The following is a 17,946-nucleotide window of genomic DNA, read 5'->3' as shown; positions in this document are numbered from 1 at the left end:
TGATCACGGGTTATTTCAATGCGTCGCCGGATTCGGCCAGCTGAACCAGCATCGAGGCTGGCTGCCAGAAATCCGGATTGCGCGATTGCGCGGCAAACCGGCGCATGGCGCGTACCACGTTGTACAGACCGACCTGCTGGGCATAATGCATGGGGCCGCCGCGATGCAGCGGGAAGCCATATCCATTGAGGTATACGATGTCCAGGTCCGAGGCCCGTTGCGCGATGCCCTCTTCCAGGATGCGTGCGCCCTCATTGACCAGCGCAAACACGCAGCGCTCGACGATCTCGCGCGGGCTAAAGCTACGCGGCACGATGGATTTTTCCTGGCGGTAGGCATCGAGAATCTCGGCGACCACGGGATCTGCGTGGGCCGTACGGCTACCGGATTCGTATCGATACCAACCCGCACCGGTCTTCTGACCAAATCGTCCTGCTTCGCAGAGGCGATCCGCTACGCAGGAGAAATCCCGGTCCGGGTTCTCGGCCTGTCGGCGCTTTCGGATTGCCCAACCAATGTCCAAGCCCGCCAGGTCGCCCATGCGATAAGGCCCCATCGCAAAACCGAAGTCCTCGAGAGCTTTGTCAATGTCCTTCGGCGACGCGCCCAGCAACAGCAATTCTTCGCCTGCGTCACGATACCCATTGAGCATACGGTTGCCGATAAAGCCGTCACATACGCCAGAGACTACCGGCTGCTTGCCTATCACCTTTGCCAGGTGGAGAGAGGTCGCCAGCACTTCGTCGGAAGTCTGATCTGCTCGGACGATCTCAAGCAATCGCATAACATTGGCGGGGCTGAAAAAATGCAGTCCCACCACGTCTGCGGGGCGCTTTACGAATCCTGCAATCGCATTGACGTCCAGGGTCGAGGTATTCGTCGCCAGGATCGCGCCAGGTTTCAGCACCGCGTCTAGCGCGCTGAATACTTTCTGCTTGACGGCCATGTCTTCGAACGCGGCTTCGATGACCAAGTCGACATCGCTCAGGTCACTATAGTTGAGGGTTGTCTGCAGCAAAGCAATGCGTTGGTCCATCTGCGCTTCGCTGATTCGTCCTTTACGCTTGGTGGCTTCGTAGTTCTTGCGAATAGCGGCTACCCCCCGCGCAAGCGCTTCGTCGCCCATATCCAGCAAAACCACCGGAATGCCGGCGTTCAGGAAATTCATACCGATGCCGCTACCCATGGTGCCTGCACCAATGACACCAACTCGCCGGATCTCGCGCTTCGGCGTTTGCGGCGAGATGCCCACCACCTTGGTCGCGGCACGTTCGGCAGCGAAGACATGCCGCAGCGCTGCAGATTCAGGGCTGTTCATCAGCTGCATGAAAAGCGCCCGCTCTTTCCTGACGCCCTCATCGAATGGCAGCAGGCAACCAGCAACGGCCTCGACGCATTGCGAGGGCGCCGGCAGTCGAGGGTGAGCGGCAGCCGTATTCCGTCGGACGACTTGCAGGAATGCTTGCGCGTCCGGCTCTGTGATGGCGATGTCGCGCGTGCGCTGGATCGGATCATTGGCGCGAACGCGCTCACGGGCAAACGCCATGGCGGCATCCGCTACAGCGCCCTCAACCACCAGATCAAACAAGCGGGTGGCGGCCAGGTCAACGGCTTTTTCCTTTTTGCCGTTGACGATCATATCCAGCCCCCGTTCCAGGCCCACCAGCCGTGGCAGCCGTTGTGTGCCGCCCGCGCCGGGCAACAGGCCCAGCTTTACTTCAGGCAAACCAACCAAAGCCCGTCCAGTTGCAACACGGTAATGTGTCGCCAGCGCTAACTCGAGCCCGCCGCCCAGGCATATGCCATCGATGGCGGCAACGACGGGCTTGGAATATGCGTCGAGCGCGTCAATGACGTCGCGCAACGTAGGATGCCGGCTCGCTTTTGGCGTTCCGAACTCCGTAATGTCGGCACCACCCGAGAACACCTGCTCGGATCCCGTTATCACCACAGCCTGTACCGCGGCGTCTGCCTCGGCCTGGTCCAGCGCCTCCAGGATCTGTCGGCGTTGCATGTGTCCCATGCTGTTGACGGGTGGATTCTGCATCGTGATCAGAGCGATGCCGTCGACCACGGTATAGGTGAGCTGCGTCATATGTATGAAGAACCTTTCACGTTCGGTGTAATGGGAAAAGCGATACTGGCATTGCCTGCGGCGGTAGCCTAGCCAGGCGCGCCTGTCTGTTCTTTGATCTGTGCTGCCAGATCCAGCAATCGGGGACGAACCTCGTTAAGCAGATATTCGCGTGACATGCGAAACGCAGGCCCGCCGAAGTTCAGCGCCATCAGTGGCTGGTTGCCGCCGAGCCGCAGGCCGACGGCGATGCTGTGCACGTCGGGATTCCAGTCACCAAAGCAGCAGGTGCAGCCCAGCTTGGCGTAGTCTTCCTGTGCCTGCTCGAGCCCGCGTGCGATGGCTTGCCCTGAGCCGATGTCCAGTTCACTGGCGCGTTCAATGACTTCGCGTTGCTCTGCGGAGCCCGCTTCTACCAGATAAGCGCGCCCCATGGCCGTGACGGCAATGGGCACATGCGAACCCATCTGCAGATTCAAGGTCAAGGCGACCTGACTACGGCAGGCCTCTAGATACAGCATCGAAAACCTGTCGCGGGCACCGAGTGCCACCAGACCACCGTAAGCACTCGCCAACTGCTGCATGCCGGGCCTGGCAATCTGGCGTACGTCCAGTTTGGCGAGCATACCGGCACCCAACGCCAACGTAGCTACGCCGAGGTGATATTTGCCGGTGCCCTCGTCCAGCCGCAGGTAACCCAATCGTGCCAGCGTGGCGGTCAAGCGCGACACCGTGGACTTGGGCAGCCCGCAGTGACGCGCGATCTCTTGATTACCCAAAGCGCTGTCCCCGCCGTTAAAGCTGGCTAGAACCTCCAAACCGCGCGCTAGCGCTGTCACGAAATGCCTGTCTTCCGAGTCCGTGCTTTTTGCACGCGGCAGAGTTTCTGTAGAGGTTTGCGCAATGGTCATGTTTTACATCTAGGGCACGACGCCCGGTTCGTTACAGGCCCAGATCGGTGATCAAGGGTTTTTGAGTTTCATACTCGTTCTTGGCGAACGCAGCATAGGCATCGTGATCAAGGTAGTACGTTCTGACGCCGAAGTTCTTGGCAGCGGTCTTGACCTCGTTGTCTTCCAATGCCGCTTTGATGGCTTTGTCCAGCTTTTCGACGATCGGAGCAGGCAGATTCGCGGGACCGCCGATTCCCAGGGGCGATTTCACAACAACGTCGTAGCCGAGTTCTTTCAGCGTGGGCACGCCTTCGAACTCGGGGTTGCGCGCCTCGTCCGCCGTTGCCAGCACGCGTACGTTGCCCGACTTGACCTGAGCGAGAATGCTGTTGGTCACAACCGCGGCCCGCACATGCCCGCCCACCAACGCTGCGGTCGCATCCGCATCGCCTTTGTAGGGGATATGGGTGAACTCTACGCCCTCGCGTTTGCCCAGCATGGCGAGCACGACTTGATTGCCGGTGTACCGCCCCGGCGTACCGTAATCGATCTCGCCCGGATGCTGCTTTGCATAGTCGACCAAGTCCTTGGCCGTCTTGAACGGTGAGTCAGCCTTTACGGACAGCGCAAAGTCATAGGTCAGGATCGTCGCGATGTAGGTCACGTCACGGATGGGATTCCAGGACACCGGTTGCAAATGCGGTTGGCGAAAGATGCCGACCGGCGTCATGGTCAGGGTATAGCCGTCGGGTTTGGCTGTCTGCATCGCTGCCACGCCCATGGACCCGCCTACCCCCGGCTTGTTTTCGATGATCACGGGCTGCTTCAACTGTTTCGACAAGCTGGTCGCCAGCGCTCGTGCCATGACGTCAGTGGTACCGCCCGCGCCATAAGGAACAATGAGGGTGATCGGCTTTTCAGGATAGTTGTCCTGGGCAGCGGTAACTGAGGGGGACTGGCTGACGGCCAGCATGAATATCGCCAAGGCAGCGCTGAATTTCATAGTTGTCTCCGTAGGTGGGCATGTCGAAACTGCAGAAGCCGCGGTAGACGCACACTACATTCGTCAGCCGCAATCCAACGCAGCGTGTAGAACCCGATACCGGATTTTTCCGGTCTTGTATGTGATTTGATGCTAGCATGGCCAAAATAGTTCTGCAATGCAGTTTTATATTCTGCACAACGGAACCAAACCAGCCTTGTTTGATGATTCGGAAGCCTGATGACCAACCTTCTTATCTGCCGCGACCATCTCGATTTTGTGCTGTACGACATGCTGGACAGCGTGTCGCTGACCCAGCGGGAACGCTATGCCGATCATTCTCGCGAGACCTTCGACGCGGCGATTGACGCGGCTCAGCGTCTGGCCAGTCAATATTTCGCCACTCACAATCGGCTTTCGGACGAAAACGAGCCTGAATTCGATGGCCAGACAGTCAAAACGTTGCCCGCGGTGGGCGAAGCGGTACGCGCCTTTGCCAAAGGCGGATTCTTGGCCGCGACGCACGATTACGAACTGGGTGGCATGCAGCTACCGATCACCATTTCTCAGTCGTGTCTGGCATTGTTCCGTGCCGCGAATGTGGGGACCTCTGCGTACTGTTTTCTCACCGCTGCCAATGCAAACCTGATACGCGCGTTCGGCACTGTCGAACAAAAAAAGCGATTCCTGCCATCGTTGCTCGAGGGGCGTTGGCTGGGAACGATGGCGCTGACCGAATCCGATGCCGGATCCTCGGTGCCTGATCTGCGCTCTACCGCCAACCCGCTATCCGACGGCCGCTATTCGATCAAGGGTCAGAAGATTTTCATTTCCGCAGGCGACCACGATATCAGCGAGAACATCGTGCACCTCGTGCTGGCGCGCATTGCCGGCGCGCCGCCGGGCGCTCGAGGCCTGTCGCTGTTCATCGTGCCGAAATTCCGCGTTGACGATGACGGACGAGCTGGTGAATCGAACGATGTCGCGCTCGCGGGCTTGATCCATAAGATGGGCTACCGGGGCACCACATCAACGATGCTCTCATTCGGAGAAAACGATGATTGCATCGGTGAGTTGATCGGAGAACCCGGCCAAGGCCTGCGCTGTATGTTCACGATGATGAACGAGGCGAGAATCGGCGTCGGTATGGGCGCTACGATGTTGGCCTACACGGGCTACCGCCATGCGCTGGCCTATGCAAAAGAGAGACGCCAGGGTCGTCTGCCTGGCGCTAACGACCCGCACAGTCCCCAGGTACCCATCGTCGAACATGCGGATGTGCGGCGGATGCTGATGACACAGAAAGCCTACGCAGAAGGCGCCTTGTCGTTATGCCTCGTCGCAGCCAGATTGGCCGACGACGAGGCGAATCATCCCGATGCGGACGAACGCGCGGAGGCCGCGCTGTTGTTACCGCTGCTGATTCCCGTGGTCAAGTCTTGGCCGGCGCGTTACGGATTAGCGACTAACGATCTTGCAATTCAGGTACACGGCGGATACGGCTACACGCGCGAGTATCCCGTGGAACAGTTCTATCGAGACAATCGCCTGAACGCGCTGCATGAAGGCACGCACGGTATTCAAGCGATGGATTTGCTCAACCGAAAGGTGGGCATGCACGACGGGCAGGCGCTGGAGCGTTTTCACCAGCGTGTGATACGCACGATAGAGGCCGCAAAAGCCAGTGCCAATCCGAAGCTCGCCGAACATGCGATTGCATTAGATCGGTCGTGGCGGGAACTGCGTGAAACGACACGGGTTTTGTTAGGCGCAATTGAGCAGAACCCCCGCGAAGGATGCGCCAATGCGGCCTACTACCTCGATCTGTTCGGTCATAACGTCGTCGCGTGGATCTGGTTGTGGCAGGCTCGAGTCGCGCATGCGCAGATTTCGGCACGTCCTGATCTTGAGGAGTTTTACCGAGGCAAGATAGCGGCGTGCGATTGGTTCTTTCACACTGAACTTGCATTGACGTTGCCGGTGCATCAGTTGCTGCGGGCAACGAAAAATTCGGCGCTGGGGGTAGAGATTGATTGGTTATAGATGATGTTGTGCAGCCGCTACGGTCTGTGCCCCGGGGGATACGCTCGTAGCCCCCCGGCCAGGCGGGACACGGATCGGGCAGCGAGGGGCCGCTCTGTGCGCTGATGGCCGCTAGAGAGTGCTATTTTCCGAAACTTTGTATATGCTATCCCTGACGTCCTACTGCATTAGGTCCCTGTATAGGCTAATCAAAAGGAGGTAAATGCAATGAACAAGACATTCATAGCCATCGCGCTGATGGGCGCGTTGGCGGGCTGCCAATCGGGCGGTGGCATGCACACCAGTTCGGAATTCAACTGTATTGCTGGCACCGTAGGTGGCGCCGTTGCGGGTGGCCTGCTGGGCAGCATGGTCGGCGGCGGCACCGGCAAGACCGTTGCCACGATCGCAGGCGCAGGTGCCGGCGGCTATGCTGGCAATCGCTTAGGTTGCAACTGAGGTCCACCATGAAAAAGACACTGCACCGCCTCGCCCCCATTGCCGCGTTGTCCTTTTGCCTTGCCGGTTTTGCGGCCCAGGCCCAGGCCCAGACTCAGATCCAGCCCCGCCCGACCGAAGCCCAGCTCTTTGAGCGAATGGACACCAACCGCGACGGCAACGTCAGCGAAGTCGAATATCGCACCTTCATGGAACAAGCCTTCACCAAGCTTGACAAGACAGGTGACGGCAAGCTCGCCCGCCCCGAAACTGCCACCGTATTCACGGACGCCGAGTTCACCATGCTGGATAAGAACAAGCGCGGCTACATCACGCGTGATGAATTCATGAGCCAAGTCATGGATGACTTCCGCAAGCAGGATCGTGACGGTAACGGCATGCTGACCCGTTGATATGTTCCGCTGGCGGTGTGAAACTACGGAGTAGTCTTTACACCGCCGCCACGGCCTTTGCCCACTTGGACAACCACCAGCCGTAGGGTTCTGGCCAGCGCGAGAAGTTCGGGTCCACTCCGAACTCTTGCGCGCAATGCTGTACCCAGGACGGGTTGAACAGCAATTGCCGGCCAATCGCGACCAGATCCGCCTTGCCGTCGCGCAACACTTGTTCTGCGTCGGCGCCGGTCCGGATCATGCCCACCGCCATTGTAGGAACGAGGGCCTTGCGACGCACTGTTTCCGCAAAGGGAACTTGATAGAGCGGGCCCCGAGCCAAGTTGGAGTTCGTCGCACCTCTGAGCAGGTTTCCGCCAGAAGAGCAATCGATCAGATCAACGCCGGCCTCTTTCAGGCGTTCGGCCAGCACCACACTGTCTTCCAACGTCCAGCCGCCATCAATCCAATCTGTAGCAGAGATGCGCGCGAAGATCGGCGTTTTATCGGATAGCGCGGCCCTCGTGTCGCTGGCAATCTCCAGGGGGAGACGCATCCGGTTCTCGAGAGAGCCGCCATAGGCATCCGTGCGTTTGTTTGCCAACGGCGTAAGAAAACTCTGCAGCAGATAGCCGTGCGCCAAATGCAACTCAATAATGTCGAACCCTGCACGCTCAGCCAATAAAGCGGTGTGGACAAACTCCCGGCGCAGCAACTGGATTCGATCGAGGGTCATCGCCTCTGGTACCGGCCACCCAGGTGCGAACGGTAGATCCGAGGGGCCTTCTGGCTGCCACAGCTCCTCTCCGCGCGCGATATCGTCTGCAGTCAGGGGACCGTTACCTTGCCATGCTCGCTGCGCACTGGCTTTGCGTCCACCATGATTGATTTGAATCGCCGCCTTACTGCCAAAGCTGTGAATCACATCGGTGAGCCGACGAAAGGCCGGCAGATGATCTTCGCTCCAAAGTCCCAGACAGCCATTGGTAATTCTTCCTCGGCGGCAAACCGCCGTCTGCTCGACAGTGACCAAACCCACGCCTCCCATGGCGAACTTGCCATAATGGGTCATATGAAAGTCATTCAGTGCGGCTTCGTCAGCGATGTACATCGCCATGGGCGACAAGACAATACGATTCGGAAGCGTCACCCCACGGAAGGTGATCGGACTGAAAATCAGATAGTCATTCGACATGATCGACACTCACAAAATATAGGTTTAACGCAACGAGTTAACGGGGCAGATTTCTCAAACTGGGGTGGCAGCGCAGATACGGATCAGCGACGCGCATTTCACCTTTTAGGGTCAGACCGGCATGCCAGGCCCAACGCGGGTTGAATAGCATCCCGCGGCCGACGGCAACCAGGTCGGCTTTTTCTTCGGTCAATACGCGATTCGCCACATCTGGATCGGAAAGCATGCCAACAGCCATCACCGGCAGCCCGGACTGTGCTCGCACCTCGGCGGCGGCAGGGACTTGATAGGCAGGTCCCACAGTGATTCTCTGATCGGGTGAAATTCCGCCGCTCGAGATCGCGACATAATCGCAACCCAATACTTTTAAACGTTCGGCAAACACCACGGACGATGCGATATCCCAGCCACCTTGCACCCAGTCGGTGACGGAAATGCGCACGCCCATGGGTTTTTCGGTGGGCCACGCCTCGCGCATACGCCGGAAAACTTCCAACGGATAACGCATCCTTCCCTCGATGTCTCCGCCCCACTGATCATCGCGGGAATTGCTTAAGGGAGACAAAAAGGTATTCAAAAAATAGCCATGTGCCGCGTGCAACTCCACCAGATCGAAACCGGCGTCGTTGGCCCGTCTGAGTGCTGCAAGATAGCTTTCTGTAATGCGATCCAAGTCCGCGGCATCTGGGCAGATAGGTTCATCTCGCCCTGGATAGGGCTTGGCCGATGCTCCCCACAATTTCCATCCGCCGTCTGATTCCGACAATGCAGCGCCACCCTCCCAGGGCGGGGCAACAGAGGCTTTGCGTCCAGCATGTGCCAGCTGGATTCCCATATAGCTTGCGTTCGGCCGACGGGAAAAATTCACGATTCTCCGCAGACCGTCGACGTGAGCATCGTCCCACAAGCCCAAACAACACGGCGATACACGGCCCTCGGGCACCACGGCGGTGGCTTCCATAATGACCAGGCCAGCACCGGACAGAGACAGGCTACCGTAATGAACGAGATGCCAGTCCGTCACAAGACCGTCGGCATTAGCTGAATATTGCGCCATTGGCGATACCACAATCCGATTCGGCAACGTCAGCTCGCGCATACGATAAGGTTGAAACAACAAATCGTTCACTTGTACCTCTCTCCGTCCGTTGCTGAATCCGATATCAGCAGAGTGTTATGAAGCGATGCGTCTGCACGATTGACGCAGTATCAATTCCGTTGGGATCTCGATCCTCACGGACTTGTCTTCGTGAGTCCGGCTTTCTATTTGGTCAATCAAATTTTCCGCTGCCATTCGGCCCAGCGCTAAGGCGTCATATCGCACAGCGGTGATCTGTGGCGTTACGATCCGAGCGATATCGGTGTCATTGCCGCAGATCAGAGAAAGGTCATCAGGGATCTTTTTTCCGATCAGCTGTAGGGCCTCCAACACACCCGGCAGCAGGCGTACCCCCATCGACAACAAGGCTGTCGGCGGCTTCTTCATATTCATCAGACGTTGAGTCTGCGAAAGCCCGTACTCGGCCGAAAAAGAATCCAGGCAAAAAAGCGCGGGATCAGGCTCAACCCCCGCCGATCGCAACGCCTCCTCGAGTGCGCGAACTCGATCCCGGGCGACTTTCGTGCCCCGGCCGCCTGTAATCAAGGCAATTCGCCGATGGCCCAGGCCCAGCAAATATTCCACTGCCTGACGGGTTCCATGAAAATGATCGGCGCCGATGGACACCGAATGCATGGGAATCTCGCGCTCCATCATCACATGCGGGATACCCCAACTCGAAATGGCAGAAAGTACGGCACTATTATTCTCGTCCTGGATCGTCAGAATCATTCCGTCGGCACGGCGGCGTTTGAAGAAATCCATCAACGCCACTTCCCGCTCGGGGTTGCCATCGCTGCTGGCGGTGACCAACAGATAGCCCTTGGTACTCAGCACCTCTTCAGCGCCTTTGGTCATACTCGAATAAAGCGAATTTCGAATATCGGAGAATATGAATCCGATCATTCGTAGCGACGGCGATCGTATGTTCTGCGCGGCGATGTTCGGACTCCAGCCCAACTCGTCTATCGCCATCTGCACTTTCTTGACATAGGCAGGCCGCACCCCGGGCACATTGTTAACAACGCGAGAGACCGTACCGATCGATACTCCTGCGCGATCGGCGACCTCTTGCACCGTGATTCTGGGGGGTGATGATGGTGACATCGTTTTTTTTGCGCGCGCCATACAAATGCTCCAATTCAGCTGGTTTCTTTCAGCATAGCCACGGCGCCGCAAGAGTGAGTCAAGGCCTTAATTCTCATTCGCCGTAGGTAGTGCAGGTTGGGAAATATCCCATACACCATCGATGCCCGCAACAGCAGGGAATCGATCACGCAGCTTGGGGTCGTGCCCAGGAATAATATGGTCAGGGGTCGCTGCCAAACGTTTGAGCAGCGCCAGGCCGTTCATATAATCCAGCACATTCACGATTACCGGATAGGGATTGGTCAACTCGCCATTCGCGTAGAAATGCATGGCGTCTGACGCGAGAATCACCTGCCCACGGGCCGTCGTCACCTCGACGATTTGCAGCCCTGGCGCGTGACCTCCGACGGGCCGGATGAAAATACCCGGCAGGATTTCGGCAGTCTGGTCTGTAAACGAGACGCGGCCGGCATACAGTGCGCGCAACACCGTACAGACCTGCTCGACATCGTAAGGACGGCGTAGCGTTTCGTGACACATCGCGCAGCCCGTGGCGTGCTGCATTTCGGTCTTGTGCACATGAATCCGCGCATTGGGGAATTTTTCCAGATTCCCCAGATGATCCCAATGCATATGTGTGACGATGACGTCCGTGACTTGCTCGGGTGAGACGCCCAGGCTGCGTAACGCGTCGGTCGGACAACGATGGAACGTGTGCCCACGGCGATTGCAGGTTTCCTCGTCGCAACCGCTATCTACCAGCACGACCTTGTCTTTGGATATCGCCACCCAGACATAAAAATCCAATGGCATGGGTACATCGTGGAAATCCACGGCCGCCATGAAATTGTGCTGTGCCTTGCGGTTTGCCGGGCTGGACGCATAGTGCACGGTGAGCAGTCGATACTGGGAATCGTCCACCTGGAGATTCTTTGACGAATTCATAAATATTCCTCCTCAAGCGCTGTACTACGCAACTCATCCACCGTCCCCTGACGCAGGATATGGCCCGTACGCATCACATAACCACTGGTCGCCACCTTTAGTGCCGGCACAGCCATTTGTTCAGTCATCAGCACCGTTACACCTTCAGCGCGAAATACACGAATCGCCTTGCTGATCTGTTCGATCCACACAGGAGCCAAACCAAGAAAGGGTTCATCCAACAGTAAAAGCCTCGGCGCAGCGCTCATCGCCCGAGCGATCGCGACCATCTGCTGCTGGCCGCCACTCAGAAAACCGGCGTAATCATCCGCCCGTTCTCTGAGCATGGGAAACAAATCAGCCAGCTTGTCGTATACGGCGTTCTGCTTGGCCCGACCGAGCCGCGATGCGCCTGCAAGCACGTTGTCGCGTACCGTCATGGTCGGAAATACGCGGCGCCCTTCCGGGGAATACCCTATTCCCTGATTGGCGCGTTCATAGGGCGGGATCTTTCCCAGGTCGACGCCATCGAGAAGGATAGTGCCCTCGCTGAGGGGTACCATTCCGATGATCGCATTGATTAAACTGGATTTACCCGCGCCATTGGCCCCGACGAGAATGACTGTTTCGCTCTTTGGCACCGTAATGGAAACACCGTTCAAAGCGGAAATACCGCCGTAGCGGACGACAAGATTGCGTGTCTCAAGCATGAGCCTGCTCCTCCTCGGTCGCCGTCCCCAGATAGGCGTCGATCACGTCGCGGCGGGCCAGGACCTCCGCAGGCGGACCATCGGCGATCAGGACGCCTCCATCCAACACGCAAACGCGGGGGCACAGCCGTTTCACGAGATCCATATCGTGCTCGACCAACAGTACGCAACAGCCCATCTCTCTCCGGGCGACCTGCACGTACTGGTCGATGAAAAAACGCTCTTCTTTTTCCAGTCCGGCGGCAGGCTCGTCGAGCAACAGAATACGTGGGTCAGTGGCCAACGCCATGAGCAGGCCCAGCATCTTCTGCATGCCGTACGGTAAGGAATCGCTGAGATGATCCAAACGGTTGAGCAAACCCGCCGTACGCAGGAGCCCGGCCAAATAGGTCTCATCAAGCGAAATCCCTCTCCTGCTGAATAATTTCGCCCGATGCAGGTTCTCGTATACCGATGCCGTCTTGAAGATTTTCGTCTGCTGAAAAGAACGAACCAGACCCATCGCACTTCGGGTATGGAACAGTTTGTCGCTGATATCACGTCCACTGTACAGAATGCGGCCGCTGGTTGGTGCTATCTGACCGGAAACCACGTTGATCAACGTGGTTTTACCGGCGCCGTTAGGACCGATGACGCCAAGCACCTCGCTCGCGTTCAAGGACAAGCTGACATTATTGAATACTCTGTTGCCGCCAAATTGCTTGGAAACGTTATCGACCTGCAGTATCGGACCAGAATGAGCACAAACGTCAGTCATACGTACTCCTTTTCATTTTGGCCCTTGACCTGCCCGGTGGGAGGTCGCCTGCGTGAGAAAACGCGGGTTCCATGTTGCTGGATGAGGCCGATCAGGCCGCCTTTGGCAAACACCACGGCAAGCATCAGTACGAGACCGAACAGACCTTGCGAGATTTCGCCTTGCAAGCTGAATAAATTTGCCGCCCACACCAAAATGCCCGCGCCCAGTAACGGCCCCAGGATTGCACTTTGCCCGCCTACGATGGCATAGGCCACGTAATTGACCGACGACATCGCGGAGAACGACGACGGATGTGCGGTCATTAACATTTCCACCAGCGCAAACCCAGCCAGTCCCGCGATACCTGCGGCAAAACAAAAGCCAATGATTTTGTAGCGGGCGACCGCCAGGCCCACGCTTTGAGCCAGCACTTCGTCCTCGCGGATGGAATCGAATTGAGACTTGAAATAGCGAGTAAGCACCACAGTCAATACGACCGACAACAATGCCAGACCGCAGGCAAGCATCAGCACCGCGTTGTTAGACTCAATGGCATACGTGTCGCCAAAAACCGTGACAGCCGGCAACCCTGCTATTCCGTTCGATCCACCCGTGAAGCCAGGTGTCTCAAAAAGGATGAGCGGCATGATTTCGGCAAGCACAAAGGTGACGAGCACGAAGTACACACCCTTCATCCGCAGGACCAGCAGGCCAAGCGGAATAGCCAGCAGAAACGGCAAGCCGAATGCCGCCACGGTCAAGATAGACAGATCAGTGGTGTCGTGACGCGCGCTCAGAATGGCCGCGGCATACCCCCCGATCGCCATGAAAGCGGGCACCGCAAAAAACATCAGATCCATACGCAGCATGATGTAGACGCTCAGCGCCCCCATCGCCGCAATCATGAACTGCGTCAGAACAGAAACGGCAGCTGCGTCCGTCATGATCGCAGGCAGAATCAGCGCAAGCGCCATCACTGCTAGAGCGATCAACTCCGAAGGCCCGACAATACGTACCAGATTACTTTTTTTCATGATCTCAGGCTCCGCGTGTCCGCACGCCCATGAGTCCGGTTGGCCTCACCAGCAAGACAATCAGAACAAGCACGAACAACATCAGTGCGCCTTTGGACCCGCCCAGATAAACAGCGGCATAGGCCTCGACCAGGCCAACCAAAAAGGCAGCGATCGTTGCGCCGCCCAGGCTACCCAATCCTCCCAAGATGACCACCAGGAAAGAGGCAGCGAGTACGGGATCACCTACGTGAGGGGTGAGCGAGAGTATGGGCGTAACCAATGCGCCGGTCATGCCCGCCAGGCCTGTCGCCAAGGCAAAAGCCAAGGGAAACATCACTCTGGCACGAATACCCAAGGCGACTGCCACCGGCCGGTCCTCGGACAATGCCCGTAGACTGCGTCCGAAGTTGGTCCGGTACAAAAGCCCATAAGTCACCCCGATCGCCGCAAAACAAACTGCAAAAACAATCAGATTGGCCAACGGGAGATACACACCGCCAAAATGCAGCACGCCGTCTACCGGAAACTGAAAGAGCGGTGCATCTGGCCCGAACACCACGACCACTGCAGTGCAGATGACCAGATACAGCCCCAGCGTCAGAATCAACGTTGCCAGGTGGTTGTCGATGACCCGTTCGAGGAGCAGGAGTTCGAATAGATATCCCAGTACGGCAGTCGCCAATGCTGCGCACACGACCGCGAGGGGATAAGGCATCCCGAACCACGATACGCCTACGTATGCCACATAGCCGCCCAGGAGATAGAACCCGCCGTGAGCAAAATTCACCACACCGAGGATTCCGAAAATCAAAGCGAACCCCAAGGCAAGCAATGCATACTGAGCGCCGAGCGAAAGCCCAATCAGGCCCGCTGAGATAAAACTATCCACGATCTCGCCCCTCGTCCTGGGTCTCAATAATCGACAGGAGCTTTAACCTGAATCACAGGTTGTTCCTTGCCGCCAAGAATCGTTCCGATACCAAACGGCAACGACAATTCTTGATTGATCTTGTAGGTGGCCTGGCCGATCCATTTACCCTCACCAAGGTTGGGATCGACCACGTCGAGTTTGCGCAGCACTTCCGCCACCTTGTCAGCGTCGCTGTACGTGCCTGCTTTTTCAATGGCTTGCACCAAAGCCCGGCCACCGGCGACAAACAGATAGAAAAAGTTGTTCTCTGGCGGCTCTGCCTTCAACAGTGTCTTGTAGCTTTCCTGCAGCTTCAACACGTTTTCGTCAATAAAGACCGGTTCAAACCAATAGAAGTCGCGCAGCACTTCCATGCCGCCCGCTACACGAGCAATCTCGACAGTACCCGGTCCGCCAAGGCGCCCGATCACCCCCTTGTAGCCTGCCTGGCGCAATTGCTTGACGAGAATGCCGGCATCGCCCGGCGGGGTCGATACCGTATCTACTGTATCTGGATTGCTGGCCATGATGCGTGTGACAATGGGCGCAAAGTTGGTCGTGCCACGTTGGTAATACTCCAGCTTGGTCGGCACGCCATTTTTTTCATAAATAGCAGCAACTACCTCGGCCACATCAGTACCAGCCTGGTCATTCGGTGCAATCGTCAGTGCACTTTTAATGCCAAAGGTTTGCTTCGCGTGCTTGACGATCGGATCTCCCCATGCAGCCGGGCCCGGGCCAATATGGAACGTGAGCGGCCAACGAGGGCCGATGGCGTCACGCGCATAGCTATCGCTCATCATGAGCATCTTGTTGCGCGTGGCGATCGGTTTCATACCGGTGACCTCCGGCGAACCCATGGGTCCCAGAATGAATTTGACGCCTTGGCTGACAAAGTTGTTTGCCGCTGCGGCAGCGCCTTCTGCGGTGTACTTCGCGTCTATGGCAACGACACGTAGCTGACAGGTTTCGTCTCCGACTTTCATCCCGCCTTTGGCGTTGACTTCGGCCGCCACATAGTCTGCAGCCCCCTTGATCGCCAATCCCCACTGCGTTGCTGCGCCGGACAATGGGCCGGTTGCACCCAGCTTGATCTCACAATTCGCCGCTGCTACGCCGGGCAGAGCCGCTATCGTGCATGCAGCGGCAAGTCCTACAAGCTTCTTTTTCATGTCGTCTCCTCGACCTATTGATTAGCCATAATCAAAGCTATGGCCGTTTTGAATAAATGAAGTAGCGTCAAGCCTTAATGGCTTGTCCGTTCATCCCTGCTCTCGCGCAAACGTCAGAATGCCTCCGCAAACAAAGCGCGGAAGTCCGCTGTGGACGTCGTGCGTGGATTCCATCGGTTGTAATTGGCTTGGGTGCACAACGCTGCGATTTCGTCGAATTTGTCTTCGGTTGCGCCGACGTCGCGCAACCGGGCCGGTATCGCCAGATCCCTGCACAATGCCTCGATAGCCTCGACCGCAGCACGGGCCGCATCCATCTCGGCCAGTCCTCGCACAGGGCGATCCATGGCGGCGGCCACCCGAGCGAACTTGCGCGGGTTGGCAGAGAGATTGAAACGCGCAACATGTGGCAAACACACGGCGTTGGACAAACCGTGAGACAAATGCCAGTAAGCCCCGACAAAACGCGCCATACAGTGGACGTTGCCCAAACCGGTCTGACCGAATGTGATGCCAGCCAGCGCCGAACCAACCAGCATGTTGAGACCGGCCTGCAGGTTGTCACGGTTCGCGACAAAGGGCCGTATATTGGCTGCCAGCAGCTCGATCGCTTCGATGTTGATGGCGTCGGTGACCAGATTCGCCTGGCGCGAAATATATGACTCGAACGCATGTACAAACGCGTCCATGCCTGAATGCGCCGCCACGTGTGCCGGTAATGTCCGCAAAGCGAGCGGATCGAGGATGGCAAATCGCGCAGGGTTGAGCGCGGCATGGCGAATCGACATCTTCAGGTTCTTTTCGGTATCGGTGATAACACACGATCCCGATACTTCGGAGCCCGTTCCCGCCGTCGTGGGAATGGCGATCAGCGGCAGCGGAGGCGTTGTGAATTTCTCGATACCCTCATAGTCGTGGATACGTCCGCCGTTGGTAGCCAGGATACCGACCGCTTTTGCCACGTCCATGGCGCTGCCGCCGCCCACTGCCAGCAACGCGGTGGCTTGATGTGCCTGGCATGCCGCGAATGCGCGCTCTACGGTGATCGCGCTGGGGTCCGGTTCGATCTCCGAATAGCTCGCAATGGCGATACCTAAATCATCCAGCATCGTGCGGATGTTGGTATAAAACTCGCCGGACAATAGCGCGCCGTCGATGACCACGAACAGTCGATTGCAACCCTGCGCTCGCAGCAGATCGCCGAGTTTACGGTGCGACCCTATACCCATATACAAGCGGGTTGGACAAAAGAATGTGCTGATTTCGGAGACTGCCATGCTGAACCTTTTTGTGTGTTGTCGTGCTATGAACGCTTAGTCGTTGCTATCCCAGTCTTTAGCCAGAGTGGTCCAACGTACTGTTTCTTCGTGGACGAACTTCTGGAATTCGGCCGGGTCCATACCGCCTGGGTTTGCGGCCATGCCTTCGAGCGTTTTGCGCATGACTGGGTCGTCCATACTGGCCTTGACGGCTTGCCAGATGCGCTGCACGACGGCAGGTGGCATATTCTTGGGCCCGGCCAGGCTGTACCAGGTAGACATCTGATAGCCCGACACGCCGGATTCGTCCAGGGTCGGCACGTCGGGCAGGAACCGCGTTCTCTCCAGGCTGGTCACCGCCAGCGGTTTGACGCCGCCACCGTTGATCTGCGCGGCCGCCGAGGCTGCCGAATCCAGGGCAAAGGTGAGACGGCCGCCAATGAGATCCGTCATCATGGGCGCGGCGCCTTTGAACGGTATATGCAGAGCTTGCATACCCGTCTGTTTCTTTAGCAGTTCCGCCGACAGGTGTTGTGTAGTACCGATGCCGGCCGAACCGTAGTCGATTTCCTTGGGGTGCGCTTTGGCATAATCCAGCAGTTCGCTGACGCTATTGACCGGCGAGCTTTTCGCGACGACCAGGACATTGGGCACGTCGGCCACTGTCGTGATCTGCGTCATGTCACGTTCGAAGTCGTACGGCAGATTCTTGTACAGCGCACTGGCTGCAGTGTGACCGACATTGGCCAGCAACAAGGTATAGCCGTCGGGTTTGGCTCGGGCGACGATGCCCGCCCCCAGGGTGCCGCCTGCACCAGGCTTGTTTTCGACGATCACGGTTTGACCCAGTTGCTGTTGCAACTGCATCGCTACCGCACGCGCGACGATGTCGGTTGTCCCCCCTGGGGTAAACGGCGCGACCAATGTGATCGGCTGTTGGGGCCACTCGGCTGCCCGAGCCGCCGTGCCCGGCATGAGGAACATTGCACAGGTGGCGAGCGTAGCCGCGGCACGTGAACTGAGTTGACGCAT

The 17,946-nt window shown here is 57.7% G+C and carries 17 protein-coding genes; 3 read left to right on the top strand and 14 right to left on the bottom strand.

Going from position 1 to position 17,946, the window contains the following annotated elements; genetic code table 11:
• Positions 1–10: 10 nt before the first annotated feature.
• The 3 genes from ACYVIT_RS03300 to ACYVIT_RS03290 all read right to left on the bottom strand — a co-directional run bounded on the left by ACYVIT_RS03300 (position 11) and on the right by ACYVIT_RS03290 (position 3,970).
• Positions 11–2,095 (bottom strand): 3-hydroxyacyl-CoA dehydrogenase NAD-binding domain-containing protein, encoded by a 2,085-nt coding sequence (locus ACYVIT_RS03300; RefSeq protein WP_415805406.1) that lies wholly within the window; start codon positions 2,093–2,095, stop codon positions 11–13.
• A 68-nt stretch (positions 2,096–2,163) separates the two neighbouring features.
• On the bottom strand, positions 2,164–2,985 hold the full coding sequence (locus ACYVIT_RS03295) for an IclR family transcriptional regulator (RefSeq protein WP_415805407.1): 822 nt from the start codon (positions 2,983–2,985) through the stop codon (positions 2,164–2,166).
• A 31-nt stretch (positions 2,986–3,016) separates the two neighbouring features.
• Positions 3,017–3,970, bottom strand: a complete 954-nt coding sequence (locus ACYVIT_RS03290) for a tripartite tricarboxylate transporter substrate binding protein (protein ID WP_415805408.1) — start codon at positions 3,968–3,970, stop codon at positions 3,017–3,019.
• A gap of 219 nt (positions 3,971–4,189) precedes the next feature.
• On the opposite strand from ACYVIT_RS03290, the gene ACYVIT_RS03285 reads away from it, so the two are divergent.
• The 3 genes from ACYVIT_RS03285 (at position 4,190) to ACYVIT_RS03275 (ending at position 6,822) form a co-directional block, all read left to right on the top strand.
• Positions 4,190–5,992: an acyl-CoA dehydrogenase gene (locus ACYVIT_RS03285; protein WP_415805409.1), complete on the top strand. Its 1,803-nt coding sequence runs from the start codon at positions 4,190–4,192 to the stop codon at positions 5,990–5,992.
• Positions 5,993–6,199: 207 nt separating this feature from the next.
• On the top strand, positions 6,200–6,430 hold the full coding sequence (locus ACYVIT_RS03280; protein WP_415805410.1) for a glycine zipper 2TM domain-containing protein: 231 nt from the start codon (positions 6,200–6,202) through the stop codon (positions 6,428–6,430).
• An 8-nt stretch (positions 6,431–6,438) separates the two neighbouring features.
• Positions 6,439–6,822 carry an EF-hand domain-containing protein gene (locus tag ACYVIT_RS03275; RefSeq protein ID WP_415805411.1) on the top strand — a complete coding sequence of 128 codons (384 nt, stop codon included), beginning with the start codon at positions 6,439–6,441 and terminating at the stop codon, positions 6,820–6,822.
• A gap of 37 nt (positions 6,823–6,859) precedes the next feature.
• Here the strand turns inward: ACYVIT_RS03275 and ACYVIT_RS03270 are convergent, their stop codons facing one another.
• From ACYVIT_RS03270 to ACYVIT_RS03220, 11 genes are all read right to left on the bottom strand, one after another.
• Complete coding sequence (locus ACYVIT_RS03270) at positions 6,860–7,996, bottom strand: NADH:flavin oxidoreductase/NADH oxidase (RefSeq protein ID WP_415805412.1); 1,137 nt, start codon at positions 7,994–7,996, stop codon at positions 6,860–6,862.
• Between the two features lie 37 nt (positions 7,997–8,033).
• Positions 8,034–9,125, bottom strand: coding sequence for an NADH:flavin oxidoreductase/NADH oxidase (locus ACYVIT_RS03265; protein ID WP_415805413.1), 1,092 nt, complete (start codon positions 9,123–9,125; stop codon positions 8,034–8,036).
• A gap of 45 nt (positions 9,126–9,170) precedes the next feature.
• Complete coding sequence (locus tag ACYVIT_RS03260; protein WP_415805414.1) at positions 9,171–10,274, bottom strand: LacI family DNA-binding transcriptional regulator; 1,104 nt, start codon at positions 10,272–10,274, stop codon at positions 9,171–9,173.
• Positions 10,275–10,289: 15 nt separating this feature from the next.
• On the bottom strand, positions 10,290–11,129 hold the full coding sequence (locus ACYVIT_RS03255) for an N-acyl homoserine lactonase family protein (protein WP_415805415.1): 840 nt from the start codon (positions 11,127–11,129) through the stop codon (positions 10,290–10,292).
• Complete coding sequence (locus ACYVIT_RS03250) at positions 11,126–11,818, bottom strand: ABC transporter ATP-binding protein (protein ID WP_415805416.1); 693 nt, start codon at positions 11,816–11,818, stop codon at positions 11,126–11,128. The genes ACYVIT_RS03255 and ACYVIT_RS03250 overlap by 4 nt, the downstream gene beginning before the upstream one ends.
• Entirely contained in the window at positions 11,811–12,575 is a 765-nt protein-coding gene (locus ACYVIT_RS03245; RefSeq protein WP_415805417.1) for an ABC transporter ATP-binding protein, read from the bottom strand. The genes ACYVIT_RS03250 and ACYVIT_RS03245 overlap by 8 nt, the downstream gene beginning before the upstream one ends.
• Complete coding sequence (locus tag ACYVIT_RS03240; RefSeq protein ID WP_415805418.1) at positions 12,572–13,591, bottom strand: branched-chain amino acid ABC transporter permease; 1,020 nt, start codon at positions 13,589–13,591, stop codon at positions 12,572–12,574. Before ACYVIT_RS03240 ends, ACYVIT_RS03245 begins: the two co-directional genes overlap by 4 nt.
• A 4-nt stretch (positions 13,592–13,595) precedes the next feature.
• Positions 13,596–14,462 carry a branched-chain amino acid ABC transporter permease gene (locus tag ACYVIT_RS03235; RefSeq protein ID WP_415805419.1) on the bottom strand — a complete coding sequence of 289 codons (867 nt, stop codon included), beginning with the start codon at positions 14,460–14,462 and terminating at the stop codon, positions 13,596–13,598.
• Positions 14,463–14,485: 23 nt separating this feature from the next.
• Entirely contained in the window at positions 14,486–15,655 is a 1,170-nt protein-coding gene (locus ACYVIT_RS03230) for an ABC transporter substrate-binding protein (RefSeq protein ID WP_415805420.1), read from the bottom strand.
• Between the two features lie 113 nt (positions 15,656–15,768).
• A complete protein-coding gene (locus ACYVIT_RS03225; protein WP_460478149.1) occupies positions 15,769–16,932 on the bottom strand; it encodes an iron-containing alcohol dehydrogenase in 1,164 nt (387 codons plus the stop codon).
• Positions 16,933–16,968: 36 nt separating this feature from the next.
• A complete protein-coding gene (locus ACYVIT_RS03220) occupies positions 16,969–17,946 on the bottom strand; it encodes a Bug family tripartite tricarboxylate transporter substrate binding protein (protein WP_415805422.1) in 978 nt (325 codons plus the stop codon).

Source organism: Bordetella muralis (assembly GCF_054781015.1).
The sequence above is the reverse complement of the archived record's forward strand: the minus strand, read 5'-3'. Positions and strand labels throughout refer to the sequence as shown.

Coding starts and splice junctions, on each gene's coding strand:
- ACYVIT_RS03300 (WP_415805406.1), bottom strand. CDS start 2,095: ATGACGCAGCTCACCTATACCGTGGTCGACGGCATCGCTCTGATCACG.
- ACYVIT_RS03230 (WP_415805420.1), bottom strand. CDS start 15,655: ATGAAAAAGAAGCTTGTAGGACTTGCCGCTGCATGCACGATAGCGGCT.
- ACYVIT_RS03245 (WP_415805417.1), bottom strand. CDS start 12,575: ATGACTGACGTTTGTGCTCATTCTGGTCCGATACTGCAGGTCGATAAC.
- ACYVIT_RS03280 (WP_415805410.1), top strand. CDS start 6,200: ATGAACAAGACATTCATAGCCATCGCGCTGATGGGCGCGTTGGCGGGC.
- ACYVIT_RS03285 (WP_415805409.1), top strand. CDS start 4,190: ATGACCAACCTTCTTATCTGCCGCGACCATCTCGATTTTGTGCTGTAC.
- ACYVIT_RS03225 (WP_460478149.1), bottom strand. CDS start 16,932: ATGGCAGTCTCCGAAATCAGCACATTCTTTTGTCCAACCCGCTTGTAT.
- ACYVIT_RS03295 (WP_415805407.1), bottom strand. CDS start 2,985: ATGACCATTGCGCAAACCTCTACAGAAACTCTGCCGCGTGCAAAAAGC.
- ACYVIT_RS03270 (WP_415805412.1), bottom strand. CDS start 7,996: ATGTCGAATGACTATCTGATTTTCAGTCCGATCACCTTCCGTGGGGTG.
- ACYVIT_RS03255 (WP_415805415.1), bottom strand. CDS start 11,129: ATGAATTCGTCAAAGAATCTCCAGGTGGACGATTCCCAGTATCGACTG.
- ACYVIT_RS03240 (WP_415805418.1), bottom strand. CDS start 13,591: ATGAAAAAAAGTAATCTGGTACGTATTGTCGGGCCTTCGGAGTTGATC.
- ACYVIT_RS03275 (WP_415805411.1), top strand. CDS start 6,439: ATGAAAAAGACACTGCACCGCCTCGCCCCCATTGCCGCGTTGTCCTTT.
- ACYVIT_RS03250 (WP_415805416.1), bottom strand. CDS start 11,818: ATGCTTGAGACACGCAATCTTGTCGTCCGCTACGGCGGTATTTCCGCT.
- ACYVIT_RS03290 (WP_415805408.1), bottom strand. CDS start 3,970: ATGAAATTCAGCGCTGCCTTGGCGATATTCATGCTGGCCGTCAGCCAG.
- ACYVIT_RS03220 (WP_415805422.1), bottom strand. CDS start 17,946: ATGCGTCAACTCAGTTCACGTGCCGCGGCTACGCTCGCCACCTGTGCA.